Annotated in this window: 8 protein-coding genes and 1 pseudogene; 5 read left to right on the forward strand and 4 right to left on the reverse strand. The window is 66.8% G+C overall.

Annotated elements, in window-relative coordinates; genetic code table 11:
- Window positions 1-157 precede the first annotated feature (157 nt).
- The 3 genes from HG542_RS20435 to HG542_RS35225 all read right to left on the reverse strand — a co-directional run bounded on the left by HG542_RS20435 (window position 158) and on the right by HG542_RS35225 (window position 2,545).
- Window positions 158-376, reverse strand: a complete 219-nt coding sequence (locus HG542_RS20435) for a hypothetical protein (protein ID WP_171083514.1) — start codon at window positions 374-376, stop codon at window positions 158-160.
- A 275-nt stretch (window positions 377-651) separates the two neighbouring features.
- The gene (locus HG542_RS20440) at window positions 652-1,371 is read right to left on the reverse strand and encodes a hypothetical protein (protein WP_171083516.1); all 720 of its coding nucleotides are present in this window, start codon (window positions 1,369-1,371) and stop codon (window positions 652-654) included.
- Between the two features lie 847 nt (window positions 1,372-2,218).
- A complete protein-coding gene (locus HG542_RS35225) occupies window positions 2,219-2,545 on the reverse strand; it encodes a transposase family protein (protein ID WP_308438084.1) in 327 nt (108 codons plus the stop codon).
- Between the two features lie 651 nt (window positions 2,546-3,196).
- On the opposite strand from HG542_RS35225, the pseudogene HG542_RS20450 reads away from it, so the two are divergent.
- The 3 genes and pseudogenes from HG542_RS20450 to HG542_RS20460 all read left to right on the forward strand — a co-directional run.
- Window positions 3,197-3,595: pseudogene (locus HG542_RS20450) on the forward strand (ATP-binding protein); the annotation flags it as partial.
- 83 nt (window positions 3,596-3,678) lie between these two features.
- Complete coding sequence (locus HG542_RS20455) at window positions 3,679-4,302, forward strand: histidine phosphatase family protein (protein WP_171083518.1); 624 nt, start codon at window positions 3,679-3,681, stop codon at window positions 4,300-4,302.
- A gap of 144 nt (window positions 4,303-4,446) precedes the next feature.
- Window positions 4,447-5,955 carry an ISL3 family transposase gene (locus HG542_RS20460; RefSeq protein ID WP_171083637.1) on the forward strand — a complete coding sequence of 503 codons (1,509 nt, stop codon included), beginning with the start codon at window positions 4,447-4,449 and terminating at the stop codon, window positions 5,953-5,955.
- A 685-nt stretch (window positions 5,956-6,640) separates the two neighbouring features.
- Here the strand turns inward: HG542_RS20460 and HG542_RS20465 are convergent.
- A complete protein-coding gene (locus HG542_RS20465) occupies window positions 6,641-7,810 on the reverse strand; it encodes a S8 family serine peptidase (RefSeq protein WP_229922805.1) in 1,170 nt (389 codons plus the stop codon).
- 233 nt (window positions 7,811-8,043) lie between these two features.
- On the opposite strand from HG542_RS20465, the gene HG542_RS35230 reads away from it, so the two are divergent.
- A complete protein-coding gene (locus HG542_RS35230) occupies window positions 8,044-8,175 on the forward strand; it encodes a hypothetical protein (RefSeq protein ID WP_255316041.1) in 132 nt (43 codons plus the stop codon).
- Window positions 8,176-8,348: 173 nt separating this feature from the next.
- Window positions 8,349-18,560, forward strand: a complete 10,212-nt coding sequence (locus tag HG542_RS35685) for a LamG-like jellyroll fold domain-containing protein (protein ID WP_171083522.1) — start codon at window positions 8,349-8,351, stop codon at window positions 18,558-18,560.
- Window positions 18,561-18,565: the final 5 nt, after the last annotated feature.

Consider the following 18,565-nt stretch of genomic DNA (forward strand, 5'->3'; position numbering starts at 1 on the left):
CAGCCTGATCAACCAGGCTGTTCCTATCTTCGAGCAGACACGGGCGGGACCGGACGTTGAGAAGCTGCGGCTGGCCCTGCGTGGGCTCCTCGATGCCCTTGCTCCGCCGCTCTGCTGAACACACACTCGTCGGCGCACATGACTTCAGCAGTGCGGGTTACCGGCTGGCGGATGTGCGGCCTGCGCGGGCTGAGCGGGCCAGGTGCGTTCCTTGCAGGATGCTGGCTCCCCACAGGACCGCGGCGGACCAGGCAAGTGGCGGCTCCGCCCCCGCGCCGAGTCCGATCACGCCCACCACGATCGCCACCACGACACCGGCGACGAGTGCGGCTTTGTCACGCCATGCCGGGTCGATCGGGCGTCCGACAAGGAACATGGCGATGACGGAGAGGACTAACGCCGCTGCTCCGCTGTATACGGGCCACATAGGTGATGGCTCCTAACCCCGTGCTGTCGTCGAGCACGTCGTCCGGCAGTTGATCTGGTCCGGGAACTTCCTCCGGCCTGGGGTGAACGGGCCGGCCAAGGCCTTCACCGGAAGGAAAATCTCCGGGTTACGAAGCGTACCCGCTCCGTTCTCCCCGGCCGGCCTCCGTCCAACCCGCCAGGTGCCAGGGTGCTGCGACGGGTTGGCGGCAGTACGGCGCCCTGTTAGTTGCATCCACCGGAGTACTCGCCGGGGACGAAGAGACCCGCCGCAAACTTGATCTTCAGGCAGTTGCCGTTGTCGCGCGCCTTCACCGCCGTGGTGGTGATGGCAGCGGCGTGCGCGGTGACGTAGATGTTCAGCCCCGGGGGCAGCGCCCAGGTGCCCATGGCGGCGAGTGCGCCGTTCTGCGCGACTGCCTTCGTCTCGCCCTTGGTGAAATACGCGGTGCCGGTCACGTTGCCCCAGGTGATCTTGGGGTCGGCCACGACCGGGAACGCCGTGTCCTTGTTCGTCTCGACGTGCTGGACGAGCTGGTCACCGTCGAGCTTGTAGCTGGTGGCTACCGGCTTGCCGTTGGCGTCCTTGGCCCAGGGGGCCGTAATGGATCCCACCACCATGGCGGTGTTCTCGCCGGCGGGCTTCACGATGCCGAAGCCGCCGTCACCGTCGGGTATCAGACGGGTGCCCTGCGGCAGGTTGAGGCTGAATCGCTGGTCCTGGGAAGCGGACGCGTCCTTGAGCGTCACCAGGGTCCGGGCCCCGCCGTCGATGGTCGGCTGGACGGCCAGGTCGGTGGACTTCACCACGTCGGAGTAGACAACGGTGCCCGCGCCCGCCTTGACGCCCGTCACGCCCTTGGCGCCCGCGAGCCTGAGGCCGAGGGAGCTGCCGTCGGCAGCAGTGGCCTTGACGTCCTGCGTGGACGCGTGCGGGGCGGTCACGGTGACGCTGCCGCCCGACCCGGTGTCTGTGGTAGCCGTGGCGGCAGCCTCGGGGGAACTCACCGAGGGGGCAAGGTCTTTGGTGCCGGTGGCCTTCTCCACAACCGAGGCCGCGTGCGAGGCCTCGCCAGCCGGGGTCCCGTCGGCGAAAGCCGGCGAGGCAGCGCCGACAAGGACCGTCACGGCCGTGGCGACAGACACCGCCGATACGACGGAGCGGGCGGGAGATCTCCGGACAGTACGCACAAGTTACTCCAGATCGTGACATCGGATGCCTCCAGGGATAGGTCTGGCGGCATCCGATCGACTCGCGTTGACGATCATGAAGCTAGGTGGGGTCCGTAGATGGGCGCAAAGACGTGCATATGCATCTGCGTCATCCTCCGCCACGCCGTCAAAACAGGCATATCGGCATAGGGGGGCCACGTGTCGCCGAGCGGGATGGTCGCCGCACCCGCCCCGGCTCAGTTGCACTGCGGGCAACCGCACTGCTGCCGTGCGTACTTGGAGGATCACTCTCGGCGAAACGGGATGACGGCCCATGCAGGCCACCTTGGGGGCGGGGCAATACCAAGTCTTGACTTAAAATCAGGGCGCGAGCTTCTACACCGCACCCCATCGCCCAACAAGGCGCATAACCACCTTGGCGCCCACAGAGCGCCGCGATAGGGCGCGGCCGGCGCGCCGCCCGGCCTTGCGGTACGCAACGTCACTCCGCCCCGCAGGCGGACAGAACGAGATCAGTGAGTTGTGTTCATCCTGAATGCGCAGGTCACGAGGGTGGCGTAGGCGGATGATGCCGTGCTCGTGCTGGTCGTTGGCGGCTGTCTGGCGTGAAGGTCGTCGGTCAGCGGGCGTTCTCGTGCTGGGTGAGGAGCATCAGCGCGCGGACGAGCCGGGTGGCCCACTTCACGTCGAGGCGGAGCCTGGCCAGCACGCGCCAGTTCTTCAAGGGCGCGAACGCGTGCTCACACACTGCCCGTTCCGCCGCGATCAGCTGGTTGACCAGCTTCTTCGCGGACGGGAGCTTCTTGCCCTTGGGCTTCTTGTAGCCGGTGATGACCGCCGGGTCGCCGGTTTCGTCGTCCAGGCCGACGAAGCCGAGGTCGGCGATCGCCGCGAGGCCCGCCTTGCGGAGCCGGCTGACCAGGCCGTCGTGGTGGCAGGCGGTGATCTCCGAACCGTGCCGGGCGGGCGGTGGAGGTCCACAGCAGCCGCCCCTTGATGTCGGTCAGGGCGATGACCAGCAGCCCGTGGCGTTTGTGCTTGGTCGACCAGCGGCGTTTCATGGGCAGGCCGGTGCGGCGCTGGGTGGGTATCAGCGAGCCGTCGAGCAGGACGACGCTGCCACCCTCCCGGGCGATTTTCGCCAGGACGCGCTCCAGACGCGGGGCCCGCGCGGCGAGCAGTTCGATCATCCCCTTCAGCCACCGGTCCACCGTGGTGCGCGAGACCTGATTGCCGCGGGCGAGGTCGGCCAGGCGCTGGTCATGACGCAGTGCGGCCAGCACGATCACCGCGATCCGCCCGGCCGGCAGCTTGCGCCACCGGGAGCGGATCTTCTTCAGATGGGCACCCAGCAGCCCGGTCAGGAAGGTGAGGGTCCGCGTGGACAGCGACAGTCGGCACTGGTAGACAAGCTCACTGTGGTCCTCGGCCGAGGTGTTGTAGGCATACATCATCAACTCGCGCCGGGGACCGCCTGGTTACGACCCCCAGGCGGGAGAACTATGGCCGGGTGGTGAAGGTACCGTTGGGCAATTTGCGCAGCCATCCACGGTCGGCCAGCTTCGACAGCTTCCCACGCAGCGGTTCCAGCCGGCCCGGCACCGCCGCCGCGATGGCCGGCTTCCGTGTCCGCTACGTGCTCGCGGCCAAGCTCGTCAACGAGCTCGTCGAAGCCGCCGACGACAAGCAGCTGACCAAGACCATCGCCCGCTACGGGCGTGTGGACCTTTTGTGCATCGATGAACTGGGCTATCTCGAACTCGACCGGCGTGGGGCCGAGATGCTCTTCCAGGTTCTCACCGAGCGGGAAGAGAAAAACAGCGTCGCGATCGCCTCGAACGAATCGTTCGGAGGCTGGACCAAGACCTTCACCGACCCCCGCCTCTGCGCAGCCATCGTCGACCGCCTCACCTTCAACGGCACCATCATCGAGACCGGGACCGAGTCCTACCGACTGGCCCGCACCAAGGCGAAGAGGAAGGGCGAGTCGGCATAGCAGCCACCGGCGCAACCAAGTGGATCCCTGTCGCGTCCATCGGGGCAATGCGCAGGATCATGACGTGACAGGGGTCCCAGCCTATGACCAGAACAGCCACTCGATATCTCTACCTGGCCCGGCACGGCGAGGCCACGCCGGATGAGAACGGTCTGACCGACAACGGCCGTCGCCAGGCCGTTCTCCTCGGTGAACGGCTGCGGGGCGTCCCGCTGTCGGTAATCCACCACGGTCCGCTGACCCGGGCGGAGCAGACCGCCCGGTTGATCAGCGAACAGCTCGACGATGTTCCCCTTCACCGTTCCGAGCCGGCCGGGGACTACGTCCCCTACCTACCGCACAGGGAAGAACTGCCGCCGGATGCTGCCGACGCCCTGCTGCAGCATCTCGCTCAGCTCCCCTCGGAGGAGCGCGAGCGCGGACCAGCACTGGCCCGCGAGGCCCTCGCCCGGTTCACGGGCCCGGTGCAGGGAGACGAGCCTCGCCATGAACTCATCGTCACCCACAACTTCCTCATCGGCTGGCTCATCCGGGCCGCTCACAATGCTCCGGAATGGCGCTGGATGGGCCTCAACCACTGCAACGCGGCCTTGACAGTCATCCGTTACGCACCCAGCCGCCCCTCCGCGATGCTCTTCTACAACGACATGCGACACCTGCCCGCAGAACTGCGCTGGACCGGATTCCCTCCCGAGTTTCACATCTGAAGGCCGCACCAACGGCAACGGTCCCCGGCGGGGCCGTGCCGAGCGGGAGTGTCCAATAGACGGCCCTGTCTCACATTCGGTGGTGACGGAGAGTCGTGAGAGGACGTTGACGTCTACGTGAAGGATGTCAACGAGCTTGTGCAGATGGTGTTCTCGGGGCTGTCCCCGCTGGTCATCGAGGATGTGGCCGACGAAGGCGAGCGGATCGTGGTGCGGGCACGCACCCCACGGGACACCGCGGTCTGCCCGGTGTGCGGGGCATCGTCCGGACGCGTGCACGGCTATCACTGGCGAACGGTGGCCGACGTTCCGGTCGACGGCCGCCGGGTGGTCGTCCGCGTGCGGGTGCGGCGTCTGGTGTGTCCCACACCCGGCTGCCACCACACCTTCCGCGAGCAGGTGCCCGGAGTCCTGGAGCGATACCAGCGCCGCACGGCCCGTCTGACCAGCCAAGTCAAGGCAGTGGTCAAAGAGTTAGCAGGCCGCGCGGGATCACGCCTGCTGGCGAAACTCGCGATGGGCCTCTCGCGTCACACAGCCCTACGCACCCTGCTGCGCATCCCGCTGCCCACACGGCGGGTGCCCCGCGTGATCGGCGTCGACGACTTCGCTCTGCGCCGGCGGCACCGCTATGCCACCGTGGTGATCGACGCCGAGACCCACGAGCGGATCGATGTCCTGCCCGACCGCACGACCGGAACCCTTCAAGTGTGGCTGCGCGAGCATCCGGGTGTCGAGGTCGTGTGCCGTGACGGCTCGGCGACCTACGCCGAGGCCATCCGCCGAGCCCTGCCCGGCGCGATACAGGTCGCCGACAGGTGGCATGTCTGGCACAACCTGTGCGAAGCAGCCCTGAGCGAGGTCAAAGCCCACAGCAGCTGCTGGGCCACCGTCCTGGACGCACCCCTGTACGAAGGGCCCCGCGCACAGAGCACCCTGGAACGCTGGCACCAGGTCCACGGCCTGCTCGACCAGGGCGTGAGCCTGCTCGAATGCGCCCGCCGTCTGCAACTGGCCCTGAACATCGTCAAACGCTATGCGCGAGCCGACCGGCCCGAGCGCGTGCTCCGCGTCCCCAAGTACCGCGCCAGCCTTGTCGATCCCTACCGCGAACACCTGCGCAAACGCCGGGCCGAAGACCCCGCCGTCCCCGTCAAGCACCTCTTCGAAGAGATCAAGGCCCTCGGCTTCACGGGCTGCCTCAACCTCCTGCACAAGTACATCAATCAGGGCCGCGCGGACGCCGACCGCAGCCACATCTCCGCACGCAGACTCGCCCGGATGATGCTCACCAGGCCCGACAACCTCAAGGCCGAACACCACGACCTCCTGGCCAAGCTCACCGCCGCCTGCCCCGAGATGACCCAACTATCCTCCAGCATCCGGACCTTCGCCCAGCTCCTGAAGCCTCACGCGGGAAACGCCGATGCCCACACACGCTGGATTGTCCAGGTCCGCGCGGCCGACCTGCCACACCTGCACGCCTTCACCCGGGGTCTGGAGCGAGACCACGACGCCGTGATCGCCGCGTTCACACTCCCATACAGCAATGGCCCCACCGAGGGCGTCAACACCAAGACCAAGCGGATCGCACGTCAGATGCACGGACGAGCCGGCTTCACCCTTCTTCGCCACCGCATTCTCCTCGGATAGCGACACCCTTCGTCACCACCGAATGTGAGACAGGGCCGTTGATTGGACAGACCCGACGAGTTCTCCTCTCGGCTCGTCACCGACCCATCAGACAGGCCCTAGGCGTCAGATGAATGCGCTTTCTGTGCCGCTGACTGAACTGCAGAGCTGACAGCCTCTCGAGTGGGGGGAAGGAGTGGGGTGACATTGGCCGCGTGGATGGGGGTCGGGTTTCCCGTGTAGAGGAACTGCTGATGAGGGTTGTGCTGAGCCGCGGTGGCGACCGCGTCGTGGAGGTTGATCCCGGCAGCGATGATCAGGCCGCACTTGCGTGATACCAGGCTGTTGACGTATGGGACGAGGTCAGGCGTCGTGGTGGTGGGAGCCACAATGCGCTGAGCGTTTACTGGTGTTGTGCGGGCAGCGTCCTGCATTCCGGACCATAGGGGGGCGGTTGCAGCGGCGTCGGATGTGTCAGTGAGCAGGCAGGCGCGGAAGTTGCGGGAGATGTTGTTGGCCTTAATGCGCGGAGTGTCATCACCGGAGCCTGCGATCCAGATGACAAGGCCGGCAATGACAGCCGCGCAGATGAGGACCGCGATCCACGCACGTCGATGGGAACGAAGTCTGGCAAGGGCTAGGGGCATGGGTCCTCCGGGACTGCGACGAGAGATGTACTGAGGGCGAACGGGGACGACGGGCCGGACTAGCCCTTTTGTTTCGCAGGCCTTTTCCTTGCCTGGCTCTTGCTGCCTTGTCTCTTTGCCCGCGCGTCGCCCTTGCTGGCAGTGCGGGTCGATGCGTTGCCGATCCGGGGTGCAGTCCGGCGCCGACGAAGCAGGCGAACGGCTGCGGCGGCACCGGCTACGAGGACTCCTCCGGTGACGGCGAGAAAAATGGCGGGGTGCCAACTTGAGTGAAAGCCAAGGGGGTTGGCTGACAGCAGGGGGTTGGCCGTGCTCCCCGGCGGCGCGGTGGAGTGGAGCGCGGCCAGGGCGTTGAGGGTGCCATAGCCGTACTGGTCATCGTGACCGTTGTCATCGCGATGGCCGTGTGGATCTGCGGTGGTGATCAGGCGGCGGATGGTTTGCCCGGCGGTCAGGTGGGGGGCGGCCGAGCGGACGAGTGCCGCTGCGGCAGATACGTACGCTGCGGCGTAGCTGGTGCCTTCCGCATCGACGTATTGACCACGGTTGTTGGTGGAGTAGATGCCGGTGGCCGGGGCGGCCAGTGTGGTCCGGGGGCCCGATTCGCTCACCGGCCAGAAGCGGCCTGCGGGGTTGATGCCGGTGACGTCGACGACACCGGGAAAGGCGGCGGGGTAGAGGGTGGGGTCCCCGTTCCGACCGTTGTTGCCCGCGGAGGCGACGATGACCGCATCCTTGCCGATCGCGTAGTCGATGGCGCGCCGGAGCACCGGGTCGGGGGTGGGCATGCCGAGGGAAACGTTGATGACCTGCGCGTGGTGGTCGGCGGCATATGTGATGCCCTGCGCGAGTGCCGTGGGTTCGACGGTTGCGTGGACGGTGACCCGGACGGGCAGGATCCTGGCTTTGGGGGCGAGGCCGATCATGCCGGAGCCGCCGTTGGCGGCCCCGGTGCCGGCGATGATGCCGGCGATGGCGGTGCCGTGCGAGTCGCCGGAAACATCGGCTTGGCCGCGGTCATGTGAGTCCCCGAGGAACCCGGCACCGGGCACTACCTGCCCGGCGAGGTCGGGATGGTCGGCTTGGACGCCGCTGTCGATGACGGCGACCGTGACCCCTCGCCCTTCGGTGATGTGCCATATCGCATCGGCGTTCAGGTGCCGTTTGTCCAGGGGCCATTCGGCTTGACGAATCACCGCAGCATGAGCCGCGGACACATCCTGTGGCATGACCAAGAGGACAAGTATGCCTAGCAGCAAAGCCGTTGCCGATCTCAGTCGGTGGCCAGGCCGTATTCGTCGCTTCATCTGGCTCCTCATGAACGTAAGTTAACGGGCCCGTCAGATGGTTTCACGACCCATCTGGGGAAGGGGTTTTCGGCCTGGACTGCAGTTGCGCTGCACATGAGTGGAGACACACGGAGCCGCCCCAGGTTGTATCACACGACCCCGAAAGAGATGTGATGCAGATCGTCACGCCGAAGCGCGCCCCTTTCTCTTTAAATGATGTCTTTCGCCTTGCCTTTGAATACATCGCGGTTTTCGCAAGATTCGGTAAAGCGCCTACCGGGCAAGGCGCGATAAAAGGGGCGTGATCATCTCAAGTCGAAGTCCCGTGCTGTCGCTGAACTGTTGCAGGGCGGTCGAATGATCGATACAACTCCCTCCGCTTGTGTCTCCATCCGGGAGGCGTCTGACTGTGCGGGGGTCGGCCATGGGCCGTTGGACTGTGCGTTTCCGTGTCGCCATGGCGCGGGCGGTGACGGCCATGGCAGCAGGTGCTGGCCGGGCGTGGCAGCGTCAGGTGCGTTGGCTCGCGGCAGCTGTGAGCGGGGTGCTGCTGGTCATGCTGGCGACAGCGCCAGCGCCCGCGCAGTCGATGGTGCCGTTGGCCATGGCCGACGCGGTGTCGGCCGGGGCTGCGGAGTTGCCGCAGCAGCGGTCGGGATCAGCGGCCGGGTTGCACCACCAGGTCGGGGTGTCGACGACCCGCTCGAAGCGCGGCAACCAGGCGTCCAGTAGCCCGGCCACCGCGGTTCGAGGTGCGCTGCCGACGGCCACGCCCCACGGGCCGGCGGCGGCCTCACGGCAGTCCTACACCTCCAAGACGCAGGTGAGCACGCGGCGTGTGATGCCACCTGCGTCGGCGCGCCAGGCAATGTTGAAGGCGCATCAGCGCAGACAGGCGAAAGCCGCGGTCGATACCGCCGATGCGTCCAGTGGCGAGGGGGGTGGTGATCCCGACCTTCCGGGGCCGGCGACCAGCGGTGTGGAGGTCGTCAAGCAGCGGACCGCGAGCACCTCGGTGTTCCAGAACGCCGATGGCACGCTGACCGCACGGGTCTACAGCCGTCCGGTGCATTACCGACAGGCCGACGGCAGCTGGGCCGACATCGACACCAAGCTCACGCGCGGTTCGGATGGCCGGTGGCGGGAGAGCGCCGACTCGCAGCCGGCAAGCTTTGCTGCCGACGGAAACGATTCGTCTCTGGTCTCGTACGGGCCGACTTCGGGGGAGCAGGTCAGCTACGGGTTGCAGGGCGCGGCCCGGGTGGCCGGCAAGCCTGCGGAGAACTCCATCACCTACGCCGGCATCGCCTCCTCGTCGGATCTGAGCTATGCCGTGACTGCCTCAGGTGTGAAGGAAACCCTGGTCCTTCACGATGCCTCTGCGCCGACCACCTGGGTGTTTCCCCTTCATCTCACCGGCCTGAGGCCGTCGTTGGCTGCCGATGGAAGCCTCGTGTTCACGGATGGCTCCGGGAAGGTGAAGGAGACCATCCCGCACGGGTTCATGGAGGATGCCAAGCGCGACAAGGTCTCTGGTGAGGGCGCCATCTCCACCGGTGTGGCGTACAGCCTCACCACGGTGGATGGAGGCCCGGCGCTCCGCGTGTCGCTGGATGCCGACTGGCTCCACGACTCCTCTCGGGCGTTCCCGGTCAAGGTCGACCCGACCACCAGCAACACGAACGCCACCTCCAGCACGTACGTCGAGACCCCGTACAACACCAACTTCTCCACCGACTCGGTACTGAAGGTCGGCTCCTACGACGGAGGCGCGCACAGCGCCAACAGCTACTTGTCGTTCGGCTCGGTGGGCTCGACGTTCCAGAACGACTACATCGAGCAGGCCTCGCTGTATGTGGACGATGTCTGGTCCGGCGGGTGCACCCCGCAGGCCGTCAACGTCTCGCCGATCACCAGCTCCTGGAGCGTCGGGTCGATCGCCAACTACCCAGGTCTCTCCTACGGTTCGACGATCGGCACCAGCAGCTTCTACGGCGGTTCGAGCTGTAGCGGTGCGTCCTGGCAGGGTATCGACCTGGGCGACAACCCGTCGGCGGCCGGGGTGAAGCTGATCGAGGGCTGGGCGCACGGCGGGAACAACCTGGGCCTGGCACTGACCGCGGACACCTCGCAGGTGGCGGCGTGGAAGCAGCTCGCCTCCGTCAACTCCTCCTACCCGCCGTACCTGTCGGTCACCTACAGCCCCTACGGCGCCGACTACTCCATTCCTTCGTCACAGGCCTACACCCAGCCCACGGCAACCACCAACGGCTCGATGCAGGTCCAGGTCACCAACCGGGGCACCACGGCGTGGACGCCGTCGAACATGACGCTGTCCACGGAGGTCTACACCACCGCGTGGACCCAGATCCAGGGCGCGAACGCGCCCCGGACCCCGGTCCCGTCCACGGTGAACCCGAATTCCACGGTAACGATGACCGGTGCGATCGGGTCGATCACCCCGGGCCAGTACTACGTGTGCTGGGACATGTATCTGAACGGGTCCACCTCGTTCTACTCCACCTACAACGTCCCCACCAGCTGCGTGGAGATCACCTCCGCCGACACGCCACCGCAGATCGACTCCACTGCACCGCCGTCCAACGCGGTCGTCGGCTCGCTGACACCCCAGCTGTTCGCGAGCGGCCACGACCCGGACAGCTATCCGGGCAAGGGCCTGACCTACGACTTCCAGGTCTACTCCAACCCCAGCAGCGGTTCACCGGCTCTGCTCGCCGACTCCGGCGCGATCAGCGCGACGCAGTGGGTGGTCCCGTCCGGGAAGCTGGCCTGGAACCAGCCGTACTACTGGGTGGTGTCCAACAGCGACACGATCGCCTCCAGTGCGTGGAGCAATCCGTCGTACTTCTCCACGACCGTCCCGCAACCGCTGATCACCTCCCATCTCGGCGCGGCGGCGAAGACCGCGAGCGGACGGAACTTCGACCCGCAGGTCGGTGACTACACCAGCTCAGCCACGGACGCGAACGTCTCCGTCGTCGGCCCCAAGCTGGCTATCAACCGCGCCTACAACTCCCTCGACCCGCGCACCACCACCCTGTTCGGCGCTGGCTGGTCCACCCCGTACGACATGGCCGCCGCCGCCGACAGCGACGGCACCGGGGCGGTCGTGGTCACCATGGCCGACGGTCACGAGGCCCGCTTCGGGCTCAACGCCGACGGCAGTACCTTCAGCCCGCCGCAGGGCACCTATGCCACCTTTGCCACCGTCACTGGAGGTGGCTACACCCTCACCGACAAGTCGGGCACCATCTACACCTTCGGCCAACAGGTCGGCAGCGCCTGGAAACTGACGAAGATCACCGACCGGGAAGGGCGCTCGGAGACCCTGGCGTACAACGGCAACGGCACTCTCGCCGCTGTCACCAACAACGCTGGCAACCACGCGTTGCACTTCACCTGGACCGGCGCGCACGTCTCCCAGGTGGCCACCGACCCGGCCACCACCAGCGGCACCCCCGAGACCTGGAGCTACTCCTATAGCGGTGACCAGCTGACCGGGGTCTGCCCGCCCACCTCCCCGACCGCCTGCACCACCTACACCTACACTTCCGGCGCCAACTCCGGCTCGCACTACCGCTCCGCAGTGATCGACGCCAATCCCTCCTCCTACTGGCGACTGGCCGAGTCGTCCGGTGCCACGGCGGCCAGTGAAGTCGCCATCAACGAAGGCAACGACAACGGCACCTACACCTCCACCGGTGTCACGCTCGGCAACACCGGCCCGCTGCCCGGTTCGCCAACCACCGCCGCCTCGTTCAACGGCTCCAGCGGATACGTTTCGCTGCCCAACGGCCTGTTGACCTCGGCCTCCTATACGGCGGTGGGGCTGTGGTTCAAGACCACCGGCTCGGGTGTGCTCTTCTCCTACCAGCAAGACCCGCTCACCAAGACCACCACGCCCAACTACACGCCTGCCCTGTACGTCGGCACCTCCGGCAAGCTCTACGGCGAGCTGTGGAACGGCCACGTCAACCCGATCGCCACCACCGCGTCGGTCGCCGACGGCCAGTGGCACTACACCGTCCTCTCCGCCGCCGGCACCACTCAGTCGCTGTACCTCGACGGTTCCCTTGTCGGCTCCATGAGCGGACAGGTGGGGATCTCCAGCCAGCCCGTGGACGTGATCGGCGCTGGGTTCACCGGCGGTGCCTGGCCGGACGAGCCCCACTACAGCACCTCCAGCAACACGGCCTACACCAATTACTTCACTGGGCAGATCGCCGAGGTCGCCTTCTACACCCACGCCCTCGGCGCACCCGCCGTCGCCCAGCAGTACGCGGCCGGCACGCATGCGGCCACGGAACTGACCGGAATCACCGCTCCGTCGGGCAAGACCCGTCTGCAGGCTTCTTACGACCCGGTCAAGGATCGCGCCGGCCAGATCCTCGACGGCAACGGCGGCACCTGGAAGCTGGGCACGCCGTCCACCGCAGGCTCGGGTGCCTACTACCGCAATGCCGTCATCTCATCGAACGCCCCCAACTACTGGCGCCTCGGCGACACCTCAGGCACCCAAGCGGCCAACGAGGTGCCTGGTACGACTGCCTCCAACTGGTGGTCCAGCGGCCCGGCCACCTACATCAACGTCACTCTGGGCGCCGCCGGCCTGTTCCCCGGTGGACCGGAGACCTCGGCCTCGTTCAACGGCACCAACTCCTACATATCGCTGCCGAGCACCACAATCTACAAGGGCAAGGTCACCGCCAACATCTCCCTTGAACTGTGGTTCAAGACCACCACAGGCGGCGGCACGCTCTTCAGCTACCAGTGCGGCGCCATCGGCACCACGCCCAGCCCCGACTGGACCCCCGCGCTGTACGTCGGGACCGACGGCCATCTGTACGGTCAGTGGTGGGACGACAGCCTCTCGCCGATGCAGTCCTCCACCGCTGTTACCGACGGCAACTGGCACCAGGTCGTCCTGACCGCCAACACCAGCGGCAAGCAAACGCTCAACCTGGACGGCAAGCAGGTCGACACCCGCACCGGCAACAGCCAACTCGACTTCAGCACCCAGACCACCGTCACCATCGGTGCGGGATACACGGGCGGCTGGCCTGCACACTCGGCCACGAACATCAACGGCTACTTCAACGGCTCCATCGCCGAGGCCGCCACCTTCAACCAGGCACTCAGCACCGCCACAGTGGCCGCCCACTACTCGGCCCGCGGCTCCTCCTCCGGCGCCACCCCGGTCACCGCGGCGAATGTGACCGATCCGACCGGCAAGACCCTGACGTACCGCTACGACCCCGGCAACAGCGGCCGTCTCATCTCGGCGAGCAACGCCCTCGGCTTCACCACTTCCTACAGCTACGACACCGGTGGCTTCCTCTCCACCACCACCGACCCTGACGGCGACTTCACCACCACGACTCACAACGCCCGTGGTGATGTCCTGTCCACCACCAACAGCGACATCCACAACGACACCACCACCAGCTACAACACCTACCCGGCGTCCGGCACCTACGCGGTCACCGATCCCCGCAACGACGAGGCCACCGCCGTCGCCGACGGCCGCTCCTCCGGCCCGACCGACACGACGTACGCCACAAGCTTCACCTACTCGGTTACCGGCGACGTCCTCACCTCGAAGGACCCGGACGGCAACACCACCACCAACACCTACACATCTGGTACCGAGTCCGCGATCGGCGGCGGCGCCGAACCGCCCGGTCTGCTCGCCACCAGCAAGGACCCCAACGGCAACACCACGGCCTACGCCTACGACAGCGCCGGCGACCTCGCACAGACCACCACGCCGTCGGGGCTGAAGACCACCTACACCTACGACCAGCTCGGCCGTCGCCTGACCCAGACCCAGGTCTCCGACACCTACCCGTCGGGCGTCACCACCAGCTACTCCTACGACGCCCAGGACCGTCTGGCCACCCGCACTGGCCCGGCCACCACCGATGCCGTCACCGGCACCGTCCACACCCCGCAGACCACCTACGTCTACGACGCGGACGGCAAGACCACCTCTCAGGCCGTGGCCGACACCACGGGCAAGGACGCCACCCGGACCAGTAGCTGGACCTACAACTCCTACGGCCAACTCGCCTCCGCCACCGACCCGGCCAACCGCACCACCTCGTACGGCTACGACGCCTATGGCGACCGCACCGCACAGACCAACCCCAACGGCACCTCGTACGCCTACGCCTACTCGCCGACCGGCGAGCTCCTCACCACCACGCTCACCAACTTCACCGGCGACCCCGTCAACCCCTCCTCGCCGACGTCGCTCGTGGTCGACTCCCGCGCCTACGACCCTGCGGGTCTGCTCGCTTCGGACACCGACGCCATGGGCCGGACCACGGGTTACTACTACAACTGGAACCACCAGCTCATCGAGAGCTACCTCAGCAACTTCCACAACCCGGACGGCTCCACCAGCACCAAGGTGCTGCATGCCTACGCCCACGACGGCGCAGGCAACCTGACGGAGAGCCAGGACACCAACGCAGGCATCGAGACCGACTACACCGTCGACCCTGCAGGCCGCACCACCAAGGCCACCTTCGACCCGTACGGCCTGAATCGCATCACTTCCTACAGCTACGACGCGGACGGCAACCTCACCTCCACGTCCAAGACCGGCGGCGGAACCACCGAGCAGACCGACTACGCCTACGACGCCCTCGGAGACCGCACCTCGCAAACCGTCCACAACGGCTCGGCCAACCTGGTCACCACCTGGACCTACGACAAGCGCGGCCTGCCGACCGCCACGATCGACCCACGCGGGAACGTCTCGGGCGCCAACGCGGCGGCGTACACCACCAGTTACGCGTACGACCCCGCCGGGCGACTCACCCAGGTCACCGCCCCCGTCATCAACGCCGAGACCAACGGTGGGGCACCGCAGCAGGTCCACCCCATCACGCTGAACGGCTACGACACCTTCGGCGACGAGACCTCCGTCGACAACCCCGACGGCACCATCACCACCTACACCTACGACGCGGACTCTGAACAGGTCGCTACCTCCCAGCCCGCTTACACCGCGCCCGGCTCCACCACATCGACCACTCCGACAGCCACCCTCGCCTACGACGTGGCAGGCCGTCCCACTGTGGCCACCGATGCCCTGGGCAACGTCACCAAGTACACCTACGACCAGTTCGGCAACCTGGCCCAGACGGTCAGACCCGCCGTCGGCGGCACCTCGCCGACCACGCACAACACATATGACACCGACGGTGAAGTGCTGTCCATCACCGACCCGACCGGCGCCATCACCCAGGGCACCTACGACGACCTCGGCCGCCCCCTGACCATCAGCCAGGTCGTCCGACAGCCCTCAACGACGACCGACACCCTCACCTATGGATACGACGGCGCGGGCAACCGCACCTCCGTCACCCTGCCGGGCGGGCAGAAGGCCACCTCCACCTACGACGCGGCCGGCGATCGGCTCACCACCACCGACCCGCTGACCCACACCACCAACAGCACATACGACCTAGACGGCAGGGTCACCAAGACCACGCTGCCGGACAGCACCGCCACCACCAGCACCTATGACCTGGCCGGTCGCCTGACCGCAGCGGCCACCTTGGACAGCACCGGCAAGACGACGGCCACCGCGTCGTACGGTTACGACCCGGTGGGCGACAAGACCTCGGCCACCAACGCGGCGGGAACGACCAACACCTTCTCCTACGACGCCGTCGGCAACCTGGTGCAGCAGACCGAGCCGGTCTCATCGACCTCGACCATCACCACCAGCTTCGGTTACGACGCCGCAGGACGGCGCACCCGCTACACCGATGGCAACAACAACGCCATCGTCACCACCTACAACACTCTCGGCCTGCCTGAATCGCTCATCGAGCCGAGCACGCCCGCCTTCCCCAACGCTTCCGACCGCACAACCACGACCGCCTACGACGCCAACGGCCATGCGGTCACCATCACGCGTCCCGGAGGCGTCACCCAGACCAACACCTATGACGCCGACGGGCACCTGACCGGCCAGAACGGCAGCGGCGCCGAAACACCCACCACCAGCCGCGCTTTCGGATATGACGCCGACGGCCGACTCACCTCGAGCAGCGCCCCCAACGGCACCAACACCTACACCTACGACGACCGCGGCAAAATCCTTTCCGCAACCGGTCCTTCCGGCAGTGCGAGCTACAGCTACAACGCCAACGGTCAGGTGGCATCCCGCACCGACAAGACCGGCACCGCCACCTTCACCTACGACCCTGCCGGAGCCCTGGCTACCGTCGCCGACCCCCTCACCGGCAACACCCTCACCTACAGCCGCAACAACCTCGGGCAGGTCACCGGCATCGCCTACGGAGGTACCGGCGCCGCCAACCAGAGCTTCACCTACGACAGCCAGCACCGGCTGACCGGACAGACCCTCACCGCCGCCGGCGGCGCCAGCGAAGCGGCCATCACCTACGGCTACGACGCCAACGGCCGCATCACAGCGCAGACGACGACGGGCACGGCAGGGGCCTCGGCCAACACCTATACCTATGACCAGGCCGGGCGCCTGACCTCCTCCAACAACGGGTCCACCACGACCAGTTACGGCTACGACGGCGCCGGCAACCGCACCAGCACCACCACCGGATCCACCACCACCAACGCCACCTACAACGCCCGCGACCAGCTCACCGCCACGACGGCCGGGTCATCCACCACGACCTACACCTACTCGTCCCGGGGCACGCTCGCCTCGAAGAGCGGCGGCGGCACCACGGAGAACCTCTCCTACGACGCCTTCGACCAGCTCACCACCGACGGCACGACGTCCTACACTCACGACGCCCTCGGCCGACTGGCCACCGCCGGCAGCAACACCTTCACCTACAACGGCACCGACAACACCATCGTCTCGGACGGCACCGAAACCTACGGCCGCACCCCGAACGGCCAACTCCTCAGCGTCGGCGGCAGCTCCGGCGCGGCGCTCGCCTTCACCAACCAACACGGCGACCTGACCGCCACGTTCACCGCCACCGGTACTGCTCTGGCCGGCTCCACCGCCTACGACCCCTTCGGCCAGAACACGGCCTCCTCGGGTACCCAGCACCACCTGGGCCACCAGGGCGGCTGGACCGACCCGAACACCAAGCGGGTCGCCACCGCCAGCCGTTGGTACGACCCGTCGACAGGCAACTTCACCAGCCGCGACGCCACCCTCCAGGAACCGACCCCGTCGGTCGCCGGCAACCCATACGCCTACGGCAACGCCGATCCGTTGGGCAACACCGACCCCAGCGGCAACAGCGCCTGCGGCACACATCACCCCATCGCCCTCCCCTACGTCTCCTCCGCTTCGGACCCGGAGTCCGACTGGTCCCCCGTTTACTCCGGATCCGGCTCGGACGACAACTCCGGTAGCAACTACTACTACGGAAATGACGACTCGGGAGACGACACCGGCTCCGGTGCCGACTCCTCGTCAAGCGATACCGGTTCGGACTCCAATTCGTCCCCACCGGTCAACGACCCCGGCGGTAGTACGAGCTACTGGAATTCAGATGACAGCTGGAACTCCGACGTCCCGTCCACCGCGTCGAGCGACGGCGGGGACGACAGCTGGAGCGCCTCGGACATCACAGGCGCTCTGGTCGGTGGAGTGGTTGTCGCTGGTGTCACCTTCTTCAGCGACGGAGCATCCGTTCCCGAAGACGGTGTCATCTACACCACGGTCAGCGAGAGCGTCAGCGAGGGTGTGAGCTGGCTGGCCGACGAATTCGGCCTGGCCGCCGGCTACTCGAGCTGCAACACACACAGCGAAGCCCCGCCGCCGCCGACCGCCAAGTCCGGCTTGAAGCAGAACCCCGGCAAGGCGCCGACCGGACAGCCTTCCGGCTCGGGGGTCACCCAGCAGTCAGGCACCAAGGGCCCGGGCACCGGCCCGTCGGATGCCGGACCAATCACCGTCCAGGCCACGCCCCTCACCCCGGTCGCGCACGCGCCCACCGCGAACGGCTCTGCCGGCCTGGGCACCCCCTCGGGCGGGCTCGGCTCGTCCAACGACCCTGTGGGTACGGGCGGCTGCGTCGGCGGCATGCTCGGCTACCAATGCACCGCCAACGGCAACCTGCTCGACCCGGACACCGGAACGGTGTACTGCGGTCCGGGTGGCTCTGGGGGAGGTACATGCGTACCGCTCCCAGCCACTGGCGGCTCCCCACAAGCCGCTGCTTGTGATTCGGCTCCAGCGCCGAACCTGGTCTCCGGGCCGGCGTGCAGTGCTACAAGTCGTTCGCCGCAACAACTGTTGGCAGACGCTTCGGCCATTCATGATGCGGGAATCCGGAATCCGCAGAACCCTCCCACCTCCGGGAACAAGAGGGCCGATCAAGGAATTACAGTGGCCACGGCAGAGCTTGGTGGCAGGCTAGTCTATTCCGTCAGCAATAACGGGACAACTCCCGCAATGCGTAAGTTGGCGGATCAACTGGGATATGAGCGGATCAATGGCGCAGAATATGTTGTTCCAGGACTGCAGACCGATGCCGAACAGATACTCATGAATGCCATAGAGGATGGGACTCTCGAAGGCCGGGGCGCCATCGCTGCTTCCAGGCCCGCGTGCGACGAGAGGCGCCAGAACTGTGCCGGGCGTGCGGCAGACTTTCCTCACGTTCAACTTTTTGATCAATCCAGGGTCCCGCCGTGGGGCCGATGATGGCC

Source organism: Streptomyces morookaense (genome assembly GCF_013030945.1).
Lineage (GTDB): Bacteria > Actinomycetota > Actinomycetes > Streptomycetales > Streptomycetaceae > Streptomyces > Streptomyces morookaensis.